Annotated in this window: 20 protein-coding genes and 1 tRNA gene; 7 read left to right on the forward strand and 14 right to left on the reverse strand. The window is 69.5% G+C overall.

What is annotated here, in order from left to right:
* Positions 1–2 precede the first annotated feature (2 nt).
* From ABS642_RS04260 to ABS642_RS04270, 3 genes are read right to left on the reverse strand one after another with little or no spacing between them, the layout of a single operon-like run.
* A complete protein-coding gene (locus ABS642_RS04260) occupies positions 3–1,151 on the reverse strand; it encodes an acyl-CoA dehydrogenase family protein (protein ID WP_350353398.1) in 1,149 nt (382 codons plus the stop codon).
* 2 nt (positions 1,152–1,153) lie between these two features.
* Complete coding sequence (locus tag ABS642_RS04265) at positions 1,154–3,058, reverse strand: biotin carboxylase N-terminal domain-containing protein (RefSeq protein WP_350352371.1); 1,905 nt, start codon at positions 3,056–3,058, stop codon at positions 1,154–1,156.
* Between the two features lie 5 nt (positions 3,059–3,063).
* Entirely contained in the window at positions 3,064–4,617 is a 1,554-nt protein-coding gene (locus tag ABS642_RS04270) for a carboxyl transferase domain-containing protein (RefSeq protein ID WP_350352372.1), read from the reverse strand.
* A gap of 111 nt (positions 4,618–4,728) precedes the next feature.
* Here ABS642_RS04270 and ABS642_RS04275 point away from each other — a divergent pair, with 111 nt between their 5' ends.
* A complete protein-coding gene (locus ABS642_RS04275; protein WP_350352373.1) occupies positions 4,729–5,340 on the forward strand; it encodes a TetR/AcrR family transcriptional regulator in 612 nt (203 codons plus the stop codon).
* Here ABS642_RS04275 and ABS642_RS04280 read toward each other — a convergent pair.
* Genes ABS642_RS04280 through pdhA form a run of 3 tightly spaced genes read right to left on the reverse strand, consistent with a single transcriptional unit; the run spans position 5,333 to position 8,825 of the window.
* Positions 5,333–6,700 carry a dihydrolipoamide acetyltransferase family protein gene (locus tag ABS642_RS04280; protein WP_350352374.1) on the reverse strand — a complete coding sequence of 456 codons (1,368 nt, stop codon included), beginning with the start codon at positions 6,698–6,700 and terminating at the stop codon, positions 5,333–5,335. The two genes, ABS642_RS04275 and ABS642_RS04280, sit on opposite strands and share 8 nt — an antisense overlap.
* Entirely contained in the window at positions 6,697–7,707 is a 1,011-nt protein-coding gene (locus ABS642_RS04285; RefSeq protein ID WP_282217214.1) for an alpha-ketoacid dehydrogenase subunit beta, read from the reverse strand. Before ABS642_RS04285 ends, ABS642_RS04280 begins: the two co-directional genes overlap by 4 nt.
* A 2-nt stretch (positions 7,708–7,709) precedes the next feature.
* Entirely contained in the window at positions 7,710–8,825 is a 1,116-nt protein-coding gene (pdhA, locus tag ABS642_RS04290) for a pyruvate dehydrogenase (acetyl-transferring) E1 component subunit alpha (protein WP_350352375.1), read from the reverse strand.
* 170 nt (positions 8,826–8,995) lie between these two features.
* Here pdhA and ABS642_RS04295 point away from each other — a divergent pair, with 170 nt between their 5' ends.
* Positions 8,996–9,469: an Lrp/AsnC family transcriptional regulator gene (locus tag ABS642_RS04295; protein WP_282217215.1), complete on the forward strand. Its 474-nt coding sequence runs from the start codon at positions 8,996–8,998 to the stop codon at positions 9,467–9,469.
* On the opposite strand, the gene ABS642_RS04300 is transcribed toward ABS642_RS04295, so the two are convergent.
* Complete coding sequence (locus ABS642_RS04300; RefSeq protein ID WP_350352376.1) at positions 9,441–10,340, reverse strand: alpha/beta hydrolase; 900 nt, start codon at positions 10,338–10,340, stop codon at positions 9,441–9,443. The two genes, ABS642_RS04295 and ABS642_RS04300, sit on opposite strands and share 29 nt — an antisense overlap.
* A gap of 66 nt (positions 10,341–10,406) precedes the next feature.
* Between ABS642_RS04300 and ABS642_RS04305 the strand changes: the two genes are divergently transcribed.
* From ABS642_RS04305 to ABS642_RS04315, 3 genes are all read left to right on the forward strand, one after another.
* Positions 10,407–11,132 (forward strand): 3'-5' exonuclease, encoded by a 726-nt coding sequence (locus tag ABS642_RS04305; protein WP_350352377.1) that lies wholly within the window; start codon positions 10,407–10,409, stop codon positions 11,130–11,132.
* A 92-nt stretch (positions 11,133–11,224) separates the two neighbouring features.
* Positions 11,225–12,184 carry a helix-turn-helix transcriptional regulator gene (locus tag ABS642_RS04310; RefSeq protein ID WP_350352378.1) on the forward strand — a complete coding sequence of 320 codons (960 nt, stop codon included), beginning with the start codon at positions 11,225–11,227 and terminating at the stop codon, positions 12,182–12,184.
* A gap of 144 nt (positions 12,185–12,328) precedes the next feature.
* On the forward strand, positions 12,329–12,646 hold the full coding sequence (locus tag ABS642_RS04315; protein ID WP_282217219.1) for a hypothetical protein: 318 nt from the start codon (positions 12,329–12,331) through the stop codon (positions 12,644–12,646).
* 13 nt (positions 12,647–12,659) lie between these two features.
* Here ABS642_RS04315 and ABS642_RS04320 read toward each other — a convergent pair.
* A tRNA-Ile gene (locus ABS642_RS04320) sits at positions 12,660–12,736 on the reverse strand.
* 31 nt (positions 12,737–12,767) lie between these two features.
* Positions 12,768–13,304, reverse strand: coding sequence for a gamma carbonic anhydrase family protein (locus tag ABS642_RS04325; protein ID WP_350352379.1), 537 nt, complete (start codon positions 13,302–13,304; stop codon positions 12,768–12,770).
* A gap of 130 nt (positions 13,305–13,434) precedes the next feature.
* Between ABS642_RS04325 and ABS642_RS04330 the strand changes: the two genes are divergently transcribed.
* On the forward strand, positions 13,435–13,920 hold the full coding sequence (locus ABS642_RS04330) for a DNA starvation/stationary phase protection protein (RefSeq protein ID WP_116635011.1): 486 nt from the start codon (positions 13,435–13,437) through the stop codon (positions 13,918–13,920).
* A 61-nt stretch (positions 13,921–13,981) separates the two neighbouring features.
* Here ABS642_RS04330 and ABS642_RS04335 read toward each other — a convergent pair whose 3' ends face one another.
* From ABS642_RS04335 to ABS642_RS04355, 5 genes are read right to left on the reverse strand one after another with little or no spacing between them, the layout of a single operon-like run.
* The gene (locus tag ABS642_RS04335; protein WP_350353399.1) at positions 13,982–15,448 is read right to left on the reverse strand and encodes an amidohydrolase family protein; all 1,467 of its coding nucleotides are present in this window, start codon (positions 15,446–15,448) and stop codon (positions 13,982–13,984) included.
* A 26-nt stretch (positions 15,449–15,474) separates the two neighbouring features.
* Positions 15,475–16,116, reverse strand: coding sequence for an FMN-binding negative transcriptional regulator (locus ABS642_RS04340; RefSeq protein WP_350352380.1), 642 nt, complete (start codon positions 16,114–16,116; stop codon positions 15,475–15,477).
* A gap of 23 nt (positions 16,117–16,139) precedes the next feature.
* Positions 16,140–17,138 carry a DNA-formamidopyrimidine glycosylase family protein gene (locus tag ABS642_RS04345; RefSeq protein ID WP_350352381.1) on the reverse strand — a complete coding sequence of 333 codons (999 nt, stop codon included), beginning with the start codon at positions 17,136–17,138 and terminating at the stop codon, positions 16,140–16,142.
* A gap of 1 nt (position 17,139) precedes the next feature.
* Positions 17,140–17,625: a ribose-5-phosphate isomerase gene (locus ABS642_RS04350; protein ID WP_350352382.1), complete on the reverse strand. Its 486-nt coding sequence runs from the start codon at positions 17,623–17,625 to the stop codon at positions 17,140–17,142.
* A 38-nt stretch (positions 17,626–17,663) separates the two neighbouring features.
* Entirely contained in the window at positions 17,664–18,848 is a 1,185-nt protein-coding gene (locus ABS642_RS04355) for a ferrochelatase (RefSeq protein ID WP_350352383.1), read from the reverse strand.
* A gap of 124 nt (positions 18,849–18,972) precedes the next feature.
* On the opposite strand from ABS642_RS04355, the gene pepN reads away from it, so the two are divergent.
* Positions 18,973–21,525 (forward strand): aminopeptidase N, encoded by a 2,553-nt coding sequence (gene pepN / locus ABS642_RS04360; protein WP_350352384.1) that lies wholly within the window; start codon positions 18,973–18,975, stop codon positions 21,523–21,525.
* The last annotated feature ends 76 nt before the right edge of the window (positions 21,526–21,601 follow it).

Below are 21,601 nucleotides of genomic sequence, written 5' to 3' on the forward strand. Positions count from 1 at the left end.
CGCTACCCGGCGAGTCCGAGCCCTCGGGCGATGACCAGGAGCTGCACCTCGGTGGTGCCCTCGCCGATCTCCAGGATCTTCGAGTCACGATAGTGCCGTGCGACGGGGAACTCGTTCATGAATCCGTTGCCGCCGAAGATCTGGGTGGCGTCCCTGGCGTTGTCCATCGCAGCCTCGCCGGCGACGAGCTTGGCGATCGCGGCCGCCTCGGCGAACGGCTTGTCGGCGTCGCGCAACCGCGCCGCGTGGTGCCAGGCGAGCCGCGCCGTGTGCACGCGCGCCCGCATGCGCGCCAGCGTGAACTGGGCGTTCTGCCGGGTGCTCAGCGCGCTGCCGAAGATCGTGCGACTCTTCGCGTAGTCGACGGCGGCCTCCAAGCACCCTTCCGCCGCACCCGTGGAGAGCGCGGCGATCGCGATGCGGCCCTCGTCGAGGATGCTGAGGAAGTTCTTGAATCCGCGTCCGCGCTCGCCCAGGAGGTTCGCCGCCGGGACCCGCGCACCCTGGAAGCTCAGCGGATGCGTGTCGGAGGCGTTCCAGCCGACCTTGTCGTACGGCGGCTCGACGGTGAAACCCGGCGTGCCGTTCGGGACGATGATCGTCGAGATCTCCTTGCGGCCGTTCTCCACGCCGGTGACCGCGGTCACGGTCACGAATCGCGTGATCGGCGTGCCGGAGTTGGTGATGAACTGCTTGGACCCGTCGACGACCCACTCGTCGCCTTCCAGCCGGGCGGTGGTGCGCGTCGCACCCGCGTCGCTGCCGGCTTCCGGCTCGGTGAGGCCGAAGCCGGCGAGGGCTCGACCGGCGAGCAGATCGGGAAGCAGCTCCTGCCGCTGCTCCTCGGTTCCGAAGCGGTAGATCGGCATCGCTCCGAGGCTCACTCCCGCTTCGAGGGTGATCGCGATGGACTGGTCGACGCGGCCGAGCGCCTCGATGGCGATGCCGAGCGCCATGTAGTCGCCGCCCTGGCCGCCGTACTCCTCGGAGAAGGGCAGGCCGAACAGTCCCAGATCGCCCATCTGCGCCACGACGTCCATCGACAGCGTGTGCGTACGATCGGCTTCGTACGACTGGGGCGCGACGATGGTCTCGGCGAACTCGCGCACCATGGCGGCGAGCTCGCGCTCCTCTTCGGACAGGTCTTCCATCATCAGCTCTCCTCCGTCGTCACACGCGCGACCGGCTGGTCGCGCCGAACCTGATCGCCCACGGCGACCAGCAGATGAACCACGCCGTCATGCGGCGCGAGCACCGGGTGCTCCATCTTCATCGCCTCGATGGCGATCAGCGGCGTGCCCGCCATGACGCGGGCACCGTCCTGCACGTGCACCGCGACGACGCTCCCCGGCATCGGCGCTCGCGCCTCCGGCTCGGTCGCCGACGTGCCTCCGTCATGCGCGACGAGCCGTCGTCGCATCCGCTCACGGCGGTCGAGTGGCAGGAGCCGGACGGTCCGCCCGTCCTCGGCGACCCACACGGCACCGTCGGCGTCGACGGCGGCGTGCGTGCGACCGCGCGATGCTCCGTCGTCCTCGGACGGCGCCTCGATGATCTCGTCGTCGTCCGTGAGGACGGCGAATGCTTCACGCTCGATCGGAACCGCGCCCAGACGCCAGCCGGGACGATCGCGCCAGAGCGGGCTCGTCCTGACCGGCTCGGGGCGCGACGGCGCTGCCGCGTGAGCTGCCGCGAGCATCGCCGCGGTGGGCTTCTCCGCGGCGACCGGCAGCAGCGATTCGATCAGTCCGGTGTCGAGATCACCGGCGATGACGCGCGCGTCACGGCAGAGCTGGCGCAGGAAGGAGATGTTCGTGTCGACGCCGAGCACGACGGTCTGGGAAAGCGCCTCGTCGAGCCGACGGAGCGCCGTCGTGCGATCGTCGGCGAAGGCGATGATCTTCGCGATCATGGGGTCGTAGAAGCCCGTGACCTCGCTGCCCGTCTCGATCGCGGCATCCACGCGCACGCCCACAGGAGGGTCGAACAGCAGCACGGTCCCGGTTGACGGCAGGAATCCGCGTTCGGGCGATTCCGCGTAGACCCGCGCCTCGACAGCATGTCCGCGGAGGGCCGGCGTCACGTCGAGTGGCAGACCGGCGGCTGCGCGCAGCTGCAGCGCGACCAGGTCCAGACCGGTGACCTCCTCGGTGACCGGGTGTTCGACCTGCAGACGCGTGTTCATCTCGATGAAGAACACGTCTTCGGGGGAATCCGCGTCGACCAGGAACTCCACGGTCCCCGCGCCGACGTAGGACACGCTCTCGCCGGCCTGCACGGCTGCGGAGAGAAGGCGCTCGCGCGTCTCGGCCGGGATTCCGGCCGACGGCGCCTCCTCGACGACCTTCTGGTGCCGCCGCTGCAGCGTGCACTCCCGCTCGCCGAGGGCGATCACGGTGCCGTGGGCGTCGCCGAACACCTGGACCTCGATGTGCCGGGGGCGTCGGATCAGACGCTCCAGGATCAGGGAGTCATCGCCGAAGGCGGCTGCCGCGACGCGTCGAGCCGAAGCCAGCGCTCCGGCGAGACCCCCGGCGTCCGCCACGATCTCCATGCCTTTTCCGCCCCCGCCCGCGCTGGGCTTGACCAGGAGGGGGAAGCCGACACGCTCCGCCTCCTCGGCGATCTCGCCGTCGGAGAGCCCCCTGGCGTCGAAGCCGGGGACGACCGGAACGCCGTAGCGCATCACATGATCGCGCGCCCGTGCCTTGTCGCCCATGATCTGCAGTGCCTCGACGGACGGTCCGATGAAGACGATCCCGCTCTCCGCGCAGGCCTCGGCGAGACCCACACTCTCGGAGAGGAAGCCGTAGCCGGGATGGATCGCCTGCGCCCCCGTGGCGCGAGCCGCGGCGATCACCGCGTCGATGTCGAGATAGGACTCGGCGGCCGGTGCCGGGCCGATGCGCACGGCCGCATCCGCTTCGCGCACGTGGGGCGCTGCGGCATCTGCGTCGCTGTAGACGGCGACGCTGCGGATGCCGAGCTCGCGCAGCGTGCGGATCACGCGGCGCGCGATCTCTCCGCGGTTGGCGACGAGGACGGTATGGAAGCTCATGGCACTCACATCCGGAAGACGCCGAAGCGCGGTTCGGGCAGCGGACTGCGGGCGACGACATCGAGGGCGAGGCCCAGGAGGTCGCGGGTCTGCGCCGGGTCGACGATGCCGTCGTCCCAGATCCGGGCGGTGGCGTAGTACGGCTCGCCCTGCTGCTCGTACTGCTCACGGATAGGCGCCTCGAACGACGCACGGTCCTCGGGGGTCCATCCGTCGCCGCGGGCGGAGAGCTGATCCTCCTTTACCGTCGCGAGGACGGATGCCGCCTGCGCGCCGCCCATCACCGAGATGCGGCTGGCGGGCCAGGTCCAGAGGAAGCGCGGCGAGTACGCACGGCCGCACATGGAGTAGTTGCCGGCGCCGAACGATCCGCCGATGATGACGGTGAGCTTGGGCACGCGGGTGCTGGCGACGGCGGTGACCATCTTGGCCCCGTCCTTCGCGATCCCGCCGGCCTCGGCATCCGACCCGACCATGAATCCGGTGATGTTCTGCAGGAACAGCAGCGGGATGCCGCGCTGATCGCACAGCTCGATGAAGTGCGCTCCCTTGAGCGCCGACTCGCTGAACAGCACGCCGTTGTTGGCCACGATCCCGACGGGATGCCCGTGCAGGCGGGCGAATCCGGTGACCAGGGTCGTGCCGTACTCCACTTTGAACTCGCGGAACGTGTCGCCGTCGACGAGTCGCGAGATGACCTCGCGCACGTCGTAGCCGGCGTTCACATCGACGGGCACGACGTCGTAGAGCGACGACTGCTCCGTCGGCGGACGACTGTCGAGCACCTCCCAGGCGGGTGTCTGAGGCGGCGGCAGCGTGGCGACGATGTCGCGGAGGATCTCGAGGGCGTGCTCGTCGTCTTCCGCGAGGTGGTCGACGACACCGCTGCGCCGGGCGTGAAGCTCTCCCCCGCCGAGCTCCTCCGCCGTCACGATCTCACCGATCGCGGCTTTCACGAGAGGCGGGCCTCCGAGGAAGATCGTGCCCTGTCCACGGACGATGACCGTCTCATCGCTCATCGCGGGGACGTAGGCCCCGCCGGCCGTGCAGGAGCCCAGGACGGCGGCGAGCTGCGGGATCCGCTCCGCGGACATCCGCGCCTGGTTGAAGAAGATGCGTCCGAAGTGCTCGCGGTCGGGGAACACCTCGTCCTGCTTCGGCAGGAACGCGCCGCCCGAATCGACGAGGTAGAGGCACGGGAGGCGGTTCTCGAGGGCGATCTCCTGCGCGCGGAGGTGCTTCTTCACCGTCAGCGGGTAGTACGTGCCGCCCTTGACGGTCGCGTCGTTGCAGACCACCATCACGTGGCGGCCGTGGACGAGACCGATGCCCGCGATGACCCCCGCACCGGGGGCCTCTCCCCCGTACAGCCCGTCCGCGGCGAGCGGTGCGACCTCGAGGAAGGGGCTGCCCTCATCGAGGAGGCGTGCCACGCGATCCCGCGGGAGCAGCTTTCCCCGAGCCAGATGGCGTTCACGGGACGCCTCGGGTCCCCCGCGCGCCGCTGTCGCAAGGCGCGCCCGCAGTTCGTCGGCGAGCGACTCCTGGGTTGCCGGCATCGTGATGTCCTCCTCGACCCACGTCGCGCCGGTCGATGGCCCTGGCGCGTGCATGCATTCTCGGTTAGTGTTCACTAACCCGTTGATTCAGGTTAGCGAGGATTAACTGAGATGACAAGCCCGGTCACCGCCCGAGACCGCGCGAAGGCCGAGCGCTCCGACGCGATCCTTCACGCCGCCGCTCGGCTCTTCGCCGAGCGCGGCTACACGGGCGTCAGCCTCGAGGACATCGGCGCTGCGGTCGGCGTGTCGGGCCCTGCCGTGTACCGCCACTTCGCCGGCAAGCAGGCGCTGCTCGGCGCGGTCCTGGTGAAGGTGAGTCAGGACCTGGTCCACGGCGGTCAGCGGGTCGCGGACAGCGCATCGACACCCGACGAGCGGATGCCGGCGCTGATCCGGTTCCACGTGGACTTCGCGCTCGGGAACGCCGAGGTCATCCAGGTGCAGGATCGTGATGTCGCGCACCTCTCCGAGGCGGATCGCGCGGAGGTCCGGCGCCTGCAGCGCGCCTACATCGAACTCTGGATGGACGTGCTGGCGCCTCTCCACCCGACTGCTGAGGACTCCCCCGCTCACCGCGATGAGCTGAGGCTCCGCGTGCAGGCCTGCTTCGGCCTCATCAACTCCACCCCGCACAGCACACGGGCCGCCGCTCGACGGCACGCCGCCACCGCGAGCGTCCTCGTCGCGATGGCGGATGCCGCTTTGCGAGCCGCTATCTGAAGAGCATCGCGCGGCCCGGCTCCTGAAGGACATCCGCGACGTCCTTCAGGAATCGGGCGCCCTCGGCCCCGTCCACGAGCCGATGGTCGAACGAGAGGCTCAGCGTCATCATCTGGCGCAGAGCGATCTCACCGCGGTACTCCCATGGCTGCCGGCGCACGGCGCCGACGGCGAGGATGCCGGACTGCCCGGGCGGGAGGATCGGCGTCCCCGCATCCACGCCGAACACGCCGATGTTGGAGATCGAAAAGGTGCCGCCGGCGAGCTCCGCCGGCGATGTCTTGCCGGATCGAGCCGTCTCGGCGAGAGCCTTCAGAGCCCCGGCCAGTCCGGTGAGGCTCAGCTGATCCGCGTCGCGGATGTTGGGGACGATCAGCCCTCGGTCCGTGGCCGCGGCGATGCCGAGATCGACGAAGTTGTGCTGGACGATCTCGCCTGCCGCCTCATCCCAGCGGGAGTTCAGCCCCGGGGTGCGCCCGAGTGCGAGACACACCGCCTTCGCGATGACGGCGAGCGGCCCGATCCGATGCTCGCCGAGCGACCGGTCTTCGCGCAGACTCGCCAACAGGTCCATGGTCGCCGTCACATCGACGGTGTGGAAGACGGTGACGTGCGGGGCCGTAAAAGCGCTCTGCACCATCGCGGCGGCCGTGTGCTTGCGGACGCCGCGGATGGGGATGCGGGTCTCGCGTTCCCCCTCCTGCGCGGCCGCGAACAGCGCGGCGGGCGTGGCCGGAGCCGTCGGCTCCCCCAGCGCCGGCGCGGTGACTGCTGCGGAGACCGCGCCGACGCGCTCCGCGTAGGCGTCGACGTCGTTGCGGGTGATCAGTCGATCGCCGACCTCCGCCGCGACCAGAACCAGATCGATGCCGAGCCGCTTGGCGTGGGCACGGACCGGCGGGGTGGATCGGGGACGCTCGATCACGGTGTCGGTGCTCGCCGCAGGTGTGGCATCGTGCGGCGCCGCCTCGAGCACCGCCGTGTCCGACACCGCGGATGCCGCGCCTGCACGACGCGCGCGCCGGGCAGGACGACCGGCGCTGGTCGGCGCGGCACCGTATCCGACGAGGTTCGGCTGCGCCTTCTCGCCCGCATCATCCTGAGGGGCCGGCTCATCGGCGCCCTCCACGTCGAAGTCGATCAGCGGGGCGCCGACGGCCACGGTCTGACCCGCTTCGGCGTGCAGCGTCGCGACTGTTCCCTCGTAGGGGGAAGGCAGCTCCACCACGGCCTTCGCGGTCTCGACCTCGGCGAGCGTCTGGTTCAGGGTCACCGCATCGCCGGGGGCGACGAGCCACTGCACGACCTCCGCCTCGGTGAGTCCTTCACCGAGGTCCGGCAGGCGGAACTCCGCGTTCATGCGTCTGCTCCCGTCAGGCTGTTCGGCCGGTCCAGCACGCGGTCCACCGCGTCGAGGAGCCGGTCGAGGTCGGGCAGGTGGTACTTCTCGAGCTTCGCGGGGGGATATGGGATGTCGTGTCCGGTGACGCGGAGCGGTGCCGACTCGAGGTACTCGAAGCAGCGTTCCGTGATGCTCGCGATCACTTCGGCGGCGACGCCCGCCTCACGCGAGGCCTCGTGTGCCACGACGACCCGTCCGGTCTTGCGAACGGATGCCGCGACCGAGTCGTAGTCGATCGGGGAGAGCGAGCGCAGGTCGATGACCTCGAGCGAGATGCCCTCGTCCTCCGCGGCATCCGCCGCCTGGAGGGCGGTCGACACCATGGCGCCGTAGGTGATCAGAGTGGCATCGGAACCGGCGCGCACGACGCGCGCGAGCCCCATCGGCGACGCATCGGCGAGAGGGGCTGCGAGGTCGACCTCGCCCTTGTGGTGATACAGGCGCTTGGGCTCGAAGAAGATCACGGGATCATCGCTGGCGATGGCCTGGCGCAGACTGCGGTAGGCGTCCTCCGGGTTGGACACCGCGATGACGCGGAGTCCCGCGGTGTGCACGAAGTAGGCCTCGGGCGATTCGGAGTGATGCTCGGCCGCACCGATCCCACCCGCCCACGGGATGCGGATGGTGATCGGCATCTTCGCCCGCCCCTGCGTGCGGTAATGGAGCTTGGCGACCTGTGCGACGATCTGGTCGAACGCCGGGTACACGAATCCGTCGAACTGGATCTCGACGACCGGACGGTAGCCGCGGAAGGCGAGTCCGACCGCCATGCCGACGATGCCCGACTCCGCGAGCGGGGTGTCGATCACGCGAGAGGCACCGAACTCGTCCAGCAGTCCGTCGGTGATGCGGAACACTCCGCCGAGCTTGCCGATGTCCTCACCGAGGAGGACGACCTTGTCGTCGTCGCGCATGGCCTGGCGGAGACCTGCTCCGAGGGCCTTGCCGAGAGTCATCTCCGTCATGGTCACGCCTCCACCTCGAACGTCGCGAGGTAGGCCGCGTACTCGTCGCGCTGGCGCTCGAGCCCCGTGTGCGGCTCGGCGTACACACCGTCGAAGACGGCGAGCGGCGGGCGGGTGACCATGCCGAGGCAGGCCGCGCGCATCTCCTTGGCGACGGCATCCGCGGCCGCCTGGGTCTCGGCGACGTGCGCGTCGCTGAACTCCCCCGTGCTCCGCAGGTACTGCTCGAGCCGCGCGATGGGGTCGCGGCGGCGCCAGGATTCGAGCTCGGCGTCGTCACGGTAGCGCGTCGGGTCGTCCGCGGTCGTGTGCGGTCCCATCCGATAGGTCACGGCCTCGATGTACGCGGGTCCCTTGCCGGAACGCGCGTGGTCGAGCGCCCAGCGCATCGCCGCCATGCACGCCAGCACATCGTTGCCGTCGACGCGCAGGCTCGGGATGCCGAAGCCCGGGGCGCGCCCGGCGATCGGGAACTGCGACTGCACCGCCACGGGCTCGGAGATCGCCCAGTGGTTGTTCTGGCAGACGAAGACGACGGGCGCCTGGTAGGAGGACGCGAAGATCATGGCCTCGTTGACGTCACCCTGGCTGGTCGCGCCGTCGCCGAAGTACGTCACGGCGACCTCGTCCGCGCCCTCGTGGCGGATGCCCAGGGCGTAGCCGACCGCGTGCAGCGTCTGCGCACCGATGATGATCTGGAGCGGGGCCACGCGGAGCGCCTCCGGGTCGTGTCCTGCACCCTCCTCACCGCGCCACATGCGGACGTAGTCTCCGGGCTGCGCGCCACGGGCGTAGATGACGCCGGTCTCGCGGTAGCTCGGGAAGACGTAGTCCTGCGGGGCCAGTGCCCTGGCGGTGCCGATCTGCGTCGCCTCCTGCCCCTGGCACGGTGCCCAGAGGCCGAGCTGACCCTGCCGCTGGAGCGCGACGCCTTCGGAGTCGATGCGGCGGAGGATCACCATGTCGCGGTGCAGGGCGCGCAACTGGGCGGCATCCACATCGGCCACGAAGGCGTCCAGCCGGGGGTTCACGATGCGCGATCCGTCCGGGGCCAGGATGCGCTCGGAGAGCTCCAGATCCTGTGCGGTGTCTGCGATGGGCGTGATCTGCGGTGACATCATCGTCCTCCAAGTCCTCAGCGGCCCTCGTGGGGTACTCGCGGCGGCACCGGCGACATCACCGGCCTGCTCTGAGGCTACGTCTGCTCAACACCTCGCTCAAGCAATTGCGATGCGCTTGAGCATGTTGCTCAATTTCGGCGATCTGGCGCCTGCTAAGGTTTGGCACTATGCCTGGACTGGACCGCATCGATCTCGAACTCCTCGCCGCACTCGCCGACGACCCGCGCATCACGATCGTCGCGCTGGCCGAGAACCTCAAGCTCTCGCGCAACACGATCCAGGCCCGGATGGCGCGTCTCGAGCAGACGGGGGTCTTCCTCTCCTACGAGCGCTCCTTCTCCCCCGACGTGCTCGGCTTCCCGCTGCAGGCGTTCGTCAACATCGGCGTCCGGCAGCCCGAGCTGCCTCGTATCATCAACGAGCTCGCGCGCATCCCCGAGATCGTCCAGGCTCACGGTCTGAGCGGTTCGATCGACCTTCTCGCGCGCGTGGCCTGCCGCGACGCCAGACACCTCTTCGACACCGACGCCCGGATCCTGTCGATCGAAGGCGTCGAGAGGACCGAGACCTCGCTCGCGATGGGCGAGGTGATCCCGTTCCGGGTCGCCGGCCTCATCGGCCTCGCGCGACGGGAATCCTGAGGAATCGGCGGACAGCCCCGGCGGCCTCGGCCGGGGTCTCGTAGTGGATGAGATGCCCGACGTGGGCGATCTCCACCAGCGTCGCGTCGTCGAACAGCGCGGCCAGCGTCCGCTCGGCCTCGATCGGCGTGATGTCGTCGCGCTCGGCGGCGACCAGGAGCGTCGGAACCTCGATGTCCGAGGCGAACTCCCGCACGTCGTGCGACACGCTCGCCACGAACGCGTCGCGCAGCACGTCCCGGTCGGAGAACCGCGAGAAGTACGTGTCGTGCTGATCGTGGATGAAGCGCCGTAGCGCCGCATCCTTCGTCTTCGCCATCGTGATGCTCATCACCCGCACGATGACCCGGTTCCGCAGCAGTGCGGTCCCGAGCCGCTCCGGAAGGCGGGCACCGAGCGCGTAGTAGAGCACGGCGAGCCGCGTCATGAGCCCCTTCGGGCCCTCCAGAGCCGGGGCGCCGATCGGATTGAGCAGGATGAGGCGCGGCGTCGCCAGGCCGCCGGCGACCGCGGCGGCCGTCACGATGGAGCCGAAGGAGTGGCCGAGGATGACAGCTCCCGGCGCGACGGCGGCGGTGAACTCGGTCAGCCACGCTGCGTACTCGTCGAGGTCGTGCGTGCGTCCGGGAAGCGGCGCGGACTCGCCGAACCCCGGCAGGTCGGGGGCGATCACCCGCACCTCGGGAAGGTAGGCGAGCACGGGCTCGAGGCCGTGATGTTCGCCGCGGAAACCGTGCACCGCCACGACGGTGGTGTCGGCATCCGCCGGTCCGTACTCCCAGTACGCGGTCACGCCGCCGCGCACGGCGACCTCGTGCCGCTGCACCGGCAGGCGGCGAAGTCGGTCGGCGTAGGGCGATGGCACCGTCATGCTCCGAGTCTACGAGCCGCAGTGCGCCTTCTCCTGAATGTCCGACGGCGGCTCTACGGTGAAGGCATGTCACCCGGTGCTCCGCTTCCCGCCTGGCTCACCCGTGTCGCGGTGTTCGACCTGGAGACGACCGGCATCGATGTCGCCTCCGACCGCGTGGTCACGGCTCACGTCGGGGTGCTCGATGCCGAGGGACGACAGATCGCGGCGCGCTCCTGGCTCGCCGACCCGGGAATCGTGATTCCCGACGGCGCGACGGCGGTGCACGGCATCACCACCGGATACGCACGCGAGAACGGCCGCCCCGCAGGCGAGGTCATCGCCGAGGTCACGTCCGCCCTGCGCTCCCTCCTCGATCAGGGCGTGCCGGTCGTCGCCTACAACGCCGCCTACGACTTCTCCCTGCTCGCCCATGACGCCACCCGGCACGGGGTCGAGCCGCTCGTCGATCCCGCGCCCGTGATCGATCCCTTCGTCATCGACAAGGCCTACGACCGCTACCGTCGTGGCAAGCGCACCCTCGAGGTCGTCGCCGAGCACTACGCCGTCCCTCTCGACGATGCGCATGAGGCGTCGGCCGATGCGATCGCCGCCGGGCGGGTGGCTCAGGCGCTCGCGCGCCAGTTCTCGCTGCCGCCGACGCTGACCGAACTGCACACCCGTCAGATCGGCTGGGCTCGCTCGCAGGCCGCGAGCCTGACGGAGTACTTCATCAGCGTCGGCCGACTCGATCCCGAGGAGCACCTCGACGGCAGCTGGCCCGTGCGGGCCTCTCCGCCGACGACGGATTGAGCGTCTCGGTTGTGCGGGTTCTTCCCACGCGGCCGGTTCGACTACTCTCCACATTGGCGCCCATTTCGCGCGGTGTGAGGAGGAAGCAGGCGATGCAGTTCACGTCCAGGAACGTCGACGACGTGGAGTCCACCTGGCAGCAGTACGTCCCGTCTGCGGCGCTGCAGAAGGTCGACCCGCAGCGATTCCGGTTCGATTGGCGATCCGCCGATCTCGGCAGCGCGACGCTCGTGAGGTACGACCTCGCGGCACAGGTCCACTCCACCGCCGAACCGCGCGACCAGCTCCTGGTGTGCCGCGTCGACTCCGCCGATGCTCACGTCTGGTCGGAAGGGCAGACGCTCGACGCCCGACTCCCCTGGTTGACCGACGGCGCACAGGTCCAGGCGCGATGGCACCGCTCGGCGCGCGTCAGGGCATTCGTGTTCGACCGCGAGGCGGCGCAGGAGCGCGCCAGGCAGTTCACGGGTGACGACGGGATCGAGCTGCGCGCTCTCGGACTCGCGCCGCGCTCGGCCGCTGCGGCAGCGCAGTGGGAGCGGATGTTCCACTACCTCGATGCCGCTCTGGGGGATGAGACCGGCGACGACCGCCTGCTCCTGTCCGAGTTCGAGCGGCACGCGCTGATGATGACGCTGTCCACGTTCCCCACGACACTGGCGGAGTCGATGCGGCGACCTCCGCAGCGCTCCGGTGCGCCGATGACCGTGCGGCGCGCCCTGTCCTACATCGAGGACAACGCGCATCTGCCGATCACCGTGGATGACGTCGCGGGCGCGTCCTTCATCTCGACGAGAGGCCTCCAGTACGCCTTCCGCCGCGCCCTCGACATCACGCCGACCGATGCACTCCGGCGCGCGCGGCTCGACGGGGCGCGTCGAGATCTCCAGAACGGCGAAGGCGCCTCCGTCCGCGCGATCGCTCGTCGGTGGGGCTTCAGCCATCCGTCCCGCTTCACCGCGGCCTATCGGGAGGCGTACGGCGAGGCGCCCTCCCTCACCTCGGATCCTGCTCGCCGCGTGACACCAGGCGAAGACTCTGTTCGTCCGTGACGGCGGGTTCCGATCCGTGGCGGAGACGGTCTCACGCGTTGACTAGAGTTCAACCATCCCCCGACCGCCCGTCGGTCCGCACTGCCGTCCCCGAGGAGTTCCATGAGCCACGCGCCCGTCATCTCTCGAGACGCCTGCTGACAGATGGGAAGCCTCTACTACGGCGATGCCCAGGATCCGATCCAGATCGAGGACCGCGCGCTCGCCCATCTCAAGGTCGTGATCGCCACCAAACTCCGGCGCAATGAGAGCTTCACGCTGTCGTGGCGACACCCGGAGGGCGACGCGCCCGGACGCTCGACCCTCTGGCTGCACCCCTCGATCCCGCTCCGCTTCGTCTTCCAGGAGCCGGAGACCCCGGAGCTCAGCCGCAGCTGGATCGAGGATCTCGCGCACTCCGCGAACTCGAGCGGCGGGATCACGCTCGTCGACGAGCACCTCGAGAGCGCTGCCACCGACTGACGGCCGGTGCCGATGGTAGGGCGGGCGGGACTTGAACCCGCGATCGTTGGGTTATGAGCCCACTGCCTTAACCAGCTTGGCCACCGCCCCGTACACGTTCCAGCCTAGCGGCCGGTCCGAGTCACACCGGAGACGCGGCGGCGTGGGTCTGCAGGTGGCCCAGGTAGATCTCGGCGTTGGCGATCAACCCGGCGCGCTCCTCTTCGCTGAGCGACCGGCGCACCTTCGCGGGGACGCCGGCGACGAGGGAACCTGCCGGGACCTCCGTCCCGCCGAGCACGACGGCGCCGCCCGCGATCAGGCATCCTTCGCCGATCACCGCGCCGCTGAGGATCACCGATCCCATCCCGACGAGCGAGCCGTCGCCGATGGTGCAGCCGTGCACGACGGCGTTGTGTCCGATCGACACCTTCGAGCCCACGACGACGGGGTGCCCGGCATCCACGTGCACCGACACGTTGTCCTGCACATTGCTGCCCGGCCCGATGACTATCCCGGCGGAGTCGCCGCGCAGCACCGCGTTGTACCAGACGCTGGCGCCTGCCGCGAGGGAGACGTCGCCGACGATGCGCGCACCCGCCGCGACGAACGCGGAGGCATCGATCGACGGGGTGCTGTCCGGCAGGGAGAGAACGGAGGCGTCGGAGGCGATGGTCATGAGGTGAGACTACCCTCACTTCCGCGGAATCACGCGGAAGTGAGCCGAGCCTCAGCTTGCTTGCGGAATGTCTGAGCGTGAGTAGCGTTGTCTTCAACAGATACGAGATTTCGCTTTTGAGGAGCAGAAGATGAGCAAGGCACAGACCGTTTCCACCACCGCCGTCGACCCGACCGTCGCCGCCGGCGCCGCGCAGTTCCTCTCCCCCGTCGTCCTCGGCCTCCAGGCGCTGACCGTCAACGGCAAGCAGGCCCACTGGCACGTGCGCGGCGCGAACTTCGTCGGCGTCCACGAGCTGCTCGACACGATCGTCGCGCACGCCGGCGACTTCGCCGACACCGCCGCAGAGCGCATCGTCGCCCTCGGACTTCCGATCGACGCGCGCGTGAGCGCCGTCGCGGCGAAGGCCGGAGCGACCGGCGTCCCCGCCGGCTTCACGCAGTCCGATGAGCTCATCCGTGCGGTCATCGCCGACATCGACGCGATCCTCGTCGACGTCCGCGCCGCCGTCGACGGCCTCGACGAGGTCGACCTGACGAGCCAGGACGTCGCGATCGAGATCCAGCGCGGTCTCGACAAGGACCGCTGGTTCCTCGTCTCGCACATCGCGGCCTGACCACCATCACGAAAGGGCGGGACTCGGGATCACCGAGTCCCGCCCTTTCGCGTGCGGGGGCCTACCGCGTGTGCGTGACGCGACCGGCGAGAAGCGTCGCGACGACCGGCATCTCACGCAGACGCGGCGCCGTCGCCGTACGCGGATCCTCGCCGCAGAGCACGATGTCCGCCGGCTCTCCGGGCCGGAGCGTGGAGCGCACGCTCGCCTCGATCGCCTGGTCGACGGTCAGTGACTCCTCCGGATGCCACGGGGCTCGGTCATCGTCGGTCCGGGCCACGGCCGCAGCGATCGCCTGCCACGGGTCGAGTTCTGCCACGGGGGCATCCGAGCCGAATCGGAGCTCCGCTCCGGCGTTGCGCAAGGACGCGAGCGGGTAGCTGATCGCCGTCTGCTCCGCCCAGTGCTTCGCGACGAGATCGCGGTCGTCGATCGCATGCTGGGGCTGCACGCTCGCGGCGACGCCGAGCCGCGCGAACCGGGCGAGATCCGCGTGTCGCACGAGCTGCGCGTGCTCGATGGTTCCGACCGCGCCGGAGACCGTGAACGCATCGAGCGCCGAGGTGATCGCTCGGTCGCCGATTGCGTGCACAGCGACGGCCAGGCCGGCACCGGTGGCCCGGGTCAGCAGTTCCACGAGCGCGTCCGACGGAACGGTCAGCATCCCGAAGTTGTGCGGATCACCGGGATACGCGTGCGAACAGGCAGCCGTCCTGGTGCCGAGCGAGCCGTCGGTGATGACCTTGAGGGACCCCACTCGGATGAGTCCGCGCCCCGTCTCCGGACTGTCCGAGGGTTCGTGCAGCTCCCCCGTCTGGAGACCGGACGAGATCGCTCGATCGAGGTCGAACGGGTACATCGCGAACTCCACACGGTGCGCGGCGAAACCGGCTTCGACCCGTCGGGGCCAGGCGTCGGCGTTCCATGCCATGTCGAAGTCGACGAGTCCGGTGATCCCTCGCGCCGCCGCACGGTCACCGGCGCTCCGCACCGCCCGGTCGCCGTGTGCGGGATCGGCGGCGTTGAGACGCCGGGAGATCTCGAAGGCGTCCTCCTCACGCAGAATTCCGTCGGGGCTCCGGAAGCTCTCACGGGCGAGGGCGGCGGAGTTCAGCCAGACGCTGTGCACATCGGCGTTGATCAGATAGGTCGGCACGGCTCCTGTCGCGGCATCCAGCATCTCGAGCGACGGCAGGTCTGTCCAGAGCGCGTCCCGGAAGCCGCTGCCCACGCGTCGTCCGTCCGAGAGCGGCCGCACATCGCTCATGAGGCGTGCCGCGGCCGCCGCCGAGTCCGCCGATCCGAGGGGCGCGCGCTCTTCGGCCAGCGCCCACTGCACGGTGTGCACGTGATTGTCCCAGAGCCCCGGAACCGCCCAGGCTCCGTCCGCGTCCAGGACCTCGCCTCGCGCACGGAGCGCTCCGGTCGGAGCGATATCGGCGATGCGCCCGTCCTCGATCAGGATGTCGACGGGTTCGTCGTCGATCAGGAACTCGCGGCCGGGGCCAGCGATCCGCACGGCTCGCACGGTGTCGACGACCGTCTCCCGCGCGGTCAACGCGACGCTCCCGTGCGCGCGTCCTGCGCACGGCGCATCTCCGCGGCGAGCTCGCGGTTGGCGTAGGGCCCGTCTTCCGACAGCGCGGATATCACGGCCTCGATCGTCTCGGCGGGCTTGTTCTGACTCAGCTTCCGCTTGGCGACCACCCGCGTCGGCGTCAGCCGGAACCCGACCGTCCCCGCGGCCAGGCGCTGCACGAAAGCGGGGTTGTTCGGCCGCTCCCACATCAGGCGCGGATCCGGCATCCGCTCCTCGAAGCGGCGCACCAGGCGATCGAGCACTTCGAGGTTCTCCTCGTCGTTCAGGATCTCCGGCACTCCGGAGAGGTGCACGGCCGTGTAGTTCCAGGTCGGGACCGCCTGCACGTCGCCGTACCACCCGGGCGACACGTAGCCGTGCGGGCCCTGGAAGACCACCAGGAGCTCGCGCTCCCCCATGCCGTGGATCAGGTCATCGGGGCGGCCGACATGGCCCACGACCGTGAGATCGTCCCGCGTTTCGTCCAGCAGAACCACGTAGTGCGAGGCGACGAGCCCGTCGCTCCCTGCGCTGACGATGTTCGCCCACGGATTCGCATCGATCACTCGACGCATCTCGGTGACGTCGGCCAGCGTGAAGCTCGGATTCTGTCGCATGAATCCAGCCTAGAGCGGGACCGTCACGCCTGGCAGCGAGGACACCAGTACAGCTTGCGCGCACCGATCTCCTCGAGGGCGATCTCCGTGCCGCACACCCGACAAGGCAGACCAGCGCGGTGATAGACCCAGTGGCGGTCGTCCCTGCTCGCCATGGCCGCCCGGTACTCGTCCGGCGAGAGGTCGTCCATGGTCATCATCTGACCGGTCTCGACGCCGATCGCGAGCAGCCGCACCCAGTCGTGCCACAGGGCGCGGACGATCTCCTCCGGCACGTCGCGTCCCGGTGTATGCGGGTTCAGGCGCTGACGGTAGAGCATCTCCGCGCGGTAGACGTTGCCGATGCCGCTCACGACCGACTGATCCATCAGCAGCAGGGCGATGACGGTCTGCGTCTTGGCGACGGCGCGGACGAACCGCTCCTCGTTCTCCACCGGATCGCCGACGAGAGGATCGGGGCCGAGTTTCGCGACGGTGGCGAGCATCTCCTCCGGTGTCTGCAGCACACAGGCCGTCGGTCCGCGCAGGTCGGCAGCGGTGATGTCGGTCATGAGACGCAGCCGCACCTGGCCCACGATCGGCGGCGGCCAGTCCATGCCCTCGTCCGCGAGCCCCTTCGTCTGCTCAGACATCCGTACATGCACGCGTGTGCGCCGCGGTGCGCCGATCGAGGAGAGCGAGTTCTCCCCCGCGTCGTCGAGGATCGGCTCGTCCAGCACCGCGCCGCGCTGATTCGTCTGCCCCATGCGCCCGTTCGCGGAAGCGATCGTGGGGTCGAGCAGGATCTCTCCCGCGAAGTCCCAGGCCCCGTAGAGGCCCAGATGCACCCGCAGCCAGAGGTCGCCCTCGGTCTCGAGGAACATCTGCTTGCCGACGGCCTTGACGCTCACGGCTGCCCGCCCGTCGAGGACGGCCGCGCCCTCGGCGAATCGCCCCTGGGGGCTCGAGGCGTGCAGCGTCTTCCCGACGAAGTTCCGGTCGAACTGCCGGGCGATGCGATGGACGGAATGCCCCTCAGGCATGTCAGGCCCTCGGGTCCGGAAGGAGGGAGCCGTCGCGCTCGAACTCCGCGATCTGCCCGATCCGGCGGACGTGACGCTCCTCGCCGGAGAACGGCGTCGCGATGAAGCGGTCGATCAGGCCCGTGACCTCTTCGTACGTGTGCTGTCGCGCACCGATGGAGATGACGTTCGCATCGTTGTGCTCACGGGCCAGCTCGGCCGTCGAGAGGTTCCAGACGAGTGCTGCCCGGATGCCCTGCACCTTGTTCGCGGCGATCTGCTCCCCATTGCCGGACCCTCCGAAGACGATGCCGAGCGCCTCGACGCCGGCCGTCTGGTCGGCGACGACCGCCTGCGCCGCACGGATGCAGAAGGCGGGATAGTCGTCGACCGCGTCGTAGACGATCGGACCGTGATCGATGACCTCATGTCCGGCGGTGCGCAGGTGATCCTGCAGCTGCGTGGAGAAGTCGAGACCCGCGTGGTCGGTGGCGATGTGGATGCGCATGGCTCCCATCCTAGAAGCGGCGACCGCGCGAGGGGATGTCAGGGTGCGACGCCCGCCGCGGCCGGCTTGAACCCCGCGCGGATGTTCTCGCAGCATCCGGGACGGCAGACGTCGAAGCCGCCGGGCAGCGCGGTGACGTGCGGGCGCTCCTCGTTGGGGCGGCCCTGGAGCCGCTCCTCGATCAGGTCCACGATCCCCGCGACGAACGAGGGCGAGACGCCGGGAGTGGGGGTGCGCGTGAACGCGAGTCCTGCCTCTTCTGCGGCCTCGGCGGCCTCGGTGTCGAGATCCCACAGCACTTCCATGTGATCGCTCATGAATCCGACGGGCACCACGGCGACGGCCGTGCGCCCGCGGGAGGGCAGTTCGCCGATCACGTCGCAGACGTCGGGCTCCAGCCAGGGCTGGGAGGCGGGACCGGAACGCGACTGGTAGACGAGCTCCCAGGAGACGTCCGCCGCTGCCGGCACGCTCTCGCGGACGCGGTCCATGACCCACGCGGCGACGGCCAGGTGCTGGGCCGCGTAGGCGCCGCCCTCGCCCCATTCGATGTCGCGCGCGCCGGAGCGCTCGGCGTCGGCCGTCGGGATGCTGTGGGTGGAGAAGAGGATCTGGATGTCGGCGGCGGCGTTGCCGGCGGCCAGGAACTGCTCGACCGCCTCGCGCACCCCGGTCTCGAAGGCCTCGACGAAGCCCGGGTGGTCGTAGAAGGGGCGGATCTTGTCGATCGTGACGGTGTCGCCGAGCCCGGTGTCCTCGAGGATCCGCGCGAAGTCCTCGCGATACTGGCGGCAGCTGGAGAAGGAGCTGTAGGCGCTCGTCGCGAAAGCCAGGAGCGTGTTGTGCCCCTGAGCGGAGGCCTCCGTCACCACTTCTTCGAGGTACGGGGCCCAGTTGCGGTTGCCCCAGTACACGGGCAGGTCGATCCCGCGGTCCGCGAGTTCCGCCTCGAGGGCTTCCTTGAGCACCCGGTTCTGACCGTTGATCGGGCTCACACCGCCGAAGTGGCGATAGTGGTGGGCGACCTCCTCCAGTCGCTCGTCCGGGATGCCGCGACCCCTCGTGACGTTGCGCAGGAACGGGATCACGTCGTCCTGGCCCTCCGGTCCGCCGAAGCCCGCCAGGAGGATGCCGTCGTAGGCGACCGGGGTCGTCACGAACGGTGCGCCGCCGGCAGCGGCAGGCGAGGCAAAGAGGACGGTGTTCGGCTCGGTCGCAGTCACCCTCCCATCCTTTCACCTCTCCGGAGCGAGCTGGTCCGCTGCTCTGGCGTAGGCTGTCAGGGTTGCCGTCGGCGCCAACTGCGCCCGACTCCGGTGACATCCCCTCACCCCTGGGAGTACATCTGTGCCTGGAGAGAACCTCACCCGCATCGAAGCGCAGGAGCGCCGCGACGTCGTCGACACCCAGTCGTACGAGGTGGCCCTCGATCTGACCAAGGGTGCCGAGGTCTTCGGCTCCCGCAGCGTCGTGCGCTTCTCCGCGACGCCTGCGAGCTTCACCTTCATCGACCTGATCGCGCGGGAAGTCCGCGAGATCTCCCTCAACGGCGAGCAGCTCGACCCGGACGAGGTCTTCGCCGACTCGCGCATCGCCCTCACCGGACTCCAGGCGGAGAACGTGCTGGTCGTCGACGCCGACTGCCTGTACACCAACACCGGCGAGGGACTGCACCGCTTCGTCGATCCCGTCGACGAAGAGGTCTACCTCTACTCGCAGTTCGAGGTCCCGGATTCTCGCCGCGTGTTCGCCGTCTTCGAGCAGCCCGACCTCAAGGCCACGTTCCAGTTCACGATCACGGCCCCTTCGGCATGGAAGGTCGTCTCCAACTCCCCGACGCCCGAGCCGATCCTCCACGACGACGACGTCACCGCCACTTGGGGCTTCGAGCCGACTCCCCGCATCTCCTCGTACATCACCGCGCTCGTCGCAGGACCGTACGAGTCGACGTTCTCCGAGCTGACGAGCGCGTCGGGCCGGGTGATCCCCCTCGGCGTCTACGGCCGCAAGAGCCTGTGGCAGCACCTCGACGCCGACTACATCTTCGACAAGACCCGCGAAGGCTTCGCGTACTACGAGTCGAAGTTCGGCGTGCCGTATCCGTTCGCGAAGTACGACCAGCTCTTCGTACCCGAGTTCAACGCCGGCGCGATGGAGAACGCGGGCGCGGTCACCTTCACCGAGACCTACGTGTTCCGCAGCAAGGTGACCGACGCGGTCAAGGAGCGCCGCGTCGTCACGATCCTGCATGAGCTGGCGCACATGTGGTTCGGCGACCTCGTCACCATGAAGTGGTGGAACGACCTCTGGCTCAACGAGTCCTTCGCCGAGTGGGCGTCGACCATCGCCACGGCGGAGGCCACCGAATGGACCGAGGCGTGGACCACGTTCAACGCCATGGAGAAGACCTGGGCCTATCGCCAGGACCAGCTCCCCTCCACGCATCCGATCGTCGCGGAGATCAACGATCTCGAAGACGTCCAGGTCAACTTCGACGGGATCACCTACGCCAAGGGCGGCTCCGTGCTCAAGCAGCTCGCGGCCTGGGTCGGCATCGAGGCGTTCTTCGGCGGGGTCTCGCAGTACTTCCAGAAGCACTCGTGGGGCAACACCGAGCTGAGCGACCTGCTCTCCGAGCTCGAGGCCACGAGCGGTCGCGACCTCAGCACGTGGTCGAAGAAGTGGCTCGAGACGGCCGGTGTCAACACGCTGGAGCCGGTCATCGCCGAAGGCGGAGACGGCACCATCTCGCGTTTCGCCATCACGCAGACCGCGCCGGCCGACTACCCGACGATCCGTCCGCACCGCCTCGGCATCGGCTTCTACACGCTGGCCGACGGCACGCTCACGCGTACGCACTACGTCGAGGTCGATGTCGACGGTGATCGCACCGAGGTGCCGGAGCTGCAGGGCATCAAGCGCCCCGATCTGGTGCTGCTCAACGACAACGACCTGGCGTACGCCAAGATCCGTCTCGATGAGAAGTCGCTCGCCACGGCGATCGCCCACCTCGCCGACATCCACGACCCGCTGGCGCGCTCGCTGGTCTGGGGCGCGGCCTGGGATCAGACGCGCGACGCCGAGACCCCGGCGTCCGCCTACATCGACCTGGTGCTCGGCAACATCGGCCGGGAGACGGAGTCCACGACCGTCCGCACCACGCTCGGCCAGCTGCGGACCGCCGCGACGCTGTACGTGGCACCCGCCGACCGCGAGGCCGCACGCCTGAAGGTCGCCGACGGCATCTGGGCACTGGCCGAGGCTGCCGAACCCGGCAGCGACAGCCAGCTGCAGTTCGTCACCGCGTTCGCGAACGCCCTGGTCACGCCCGAGCACGCCGGAATCGTCGGGCGCCTGCGCTCCGGTGAGGAGACCCTCCCCGGGCTCGAGATCGACGCCGACCTGAACTGGCAGCTGCTCGTCGGCCTCGCCACGATCGGCGCGACGGATGCCGGGTCCATCGACGCCGCCCTCGCCGCGGACAACACCGCCAAGGGTGGCGAGTTCGCCGCCCAGGCGCGGGCCGCCCTCCCCGACGCGGCGTCGAAGAAGACCGCGTGGGCCTCGCTCATCGAACGGGACGACGCCCCGAACACGATCGTCCGATCGGCAGCGCTGGGCTTCGTGCATCCGGCCGGCGCCGAGGCCCTGCGGGAGTTCGTGCCGGCGTACTTCGAGATGCTGCTTCCCGTCTGGGAGTCGCGCTCGTACCAGATCGCGCAGTACCTCGTCGTGGGACTGTTCCCGACGGCGCTCGCGGACATCGCGCTGCGTGACGCCACGCGCGCCTGGCTCGCCGCGAACCAGGATGCCGCGCCGGCGCTCCGCCGTCTCGTCCTGGAGAACCTGGCCGACGTCGAGCGCGCTCTGGCCGCGCAGTCGCGCGACGCGGACGACTGATCACCCCGACAGGCTCGGCGCCCGGCAGCGGGCGCTGAGGCTGTACGGCATCCAGCCCACGCTGAGGCCCGATCGC

Source organism: Microbacterium sp. A8/3-1, from assembly GCF_040267695.1.
Lineage (GTDB): Bacteria > Actinomycetota > Actinomycetes > Actinomycetales > Microbacteriaceae > Microbacterium > Microbacterium luteolum.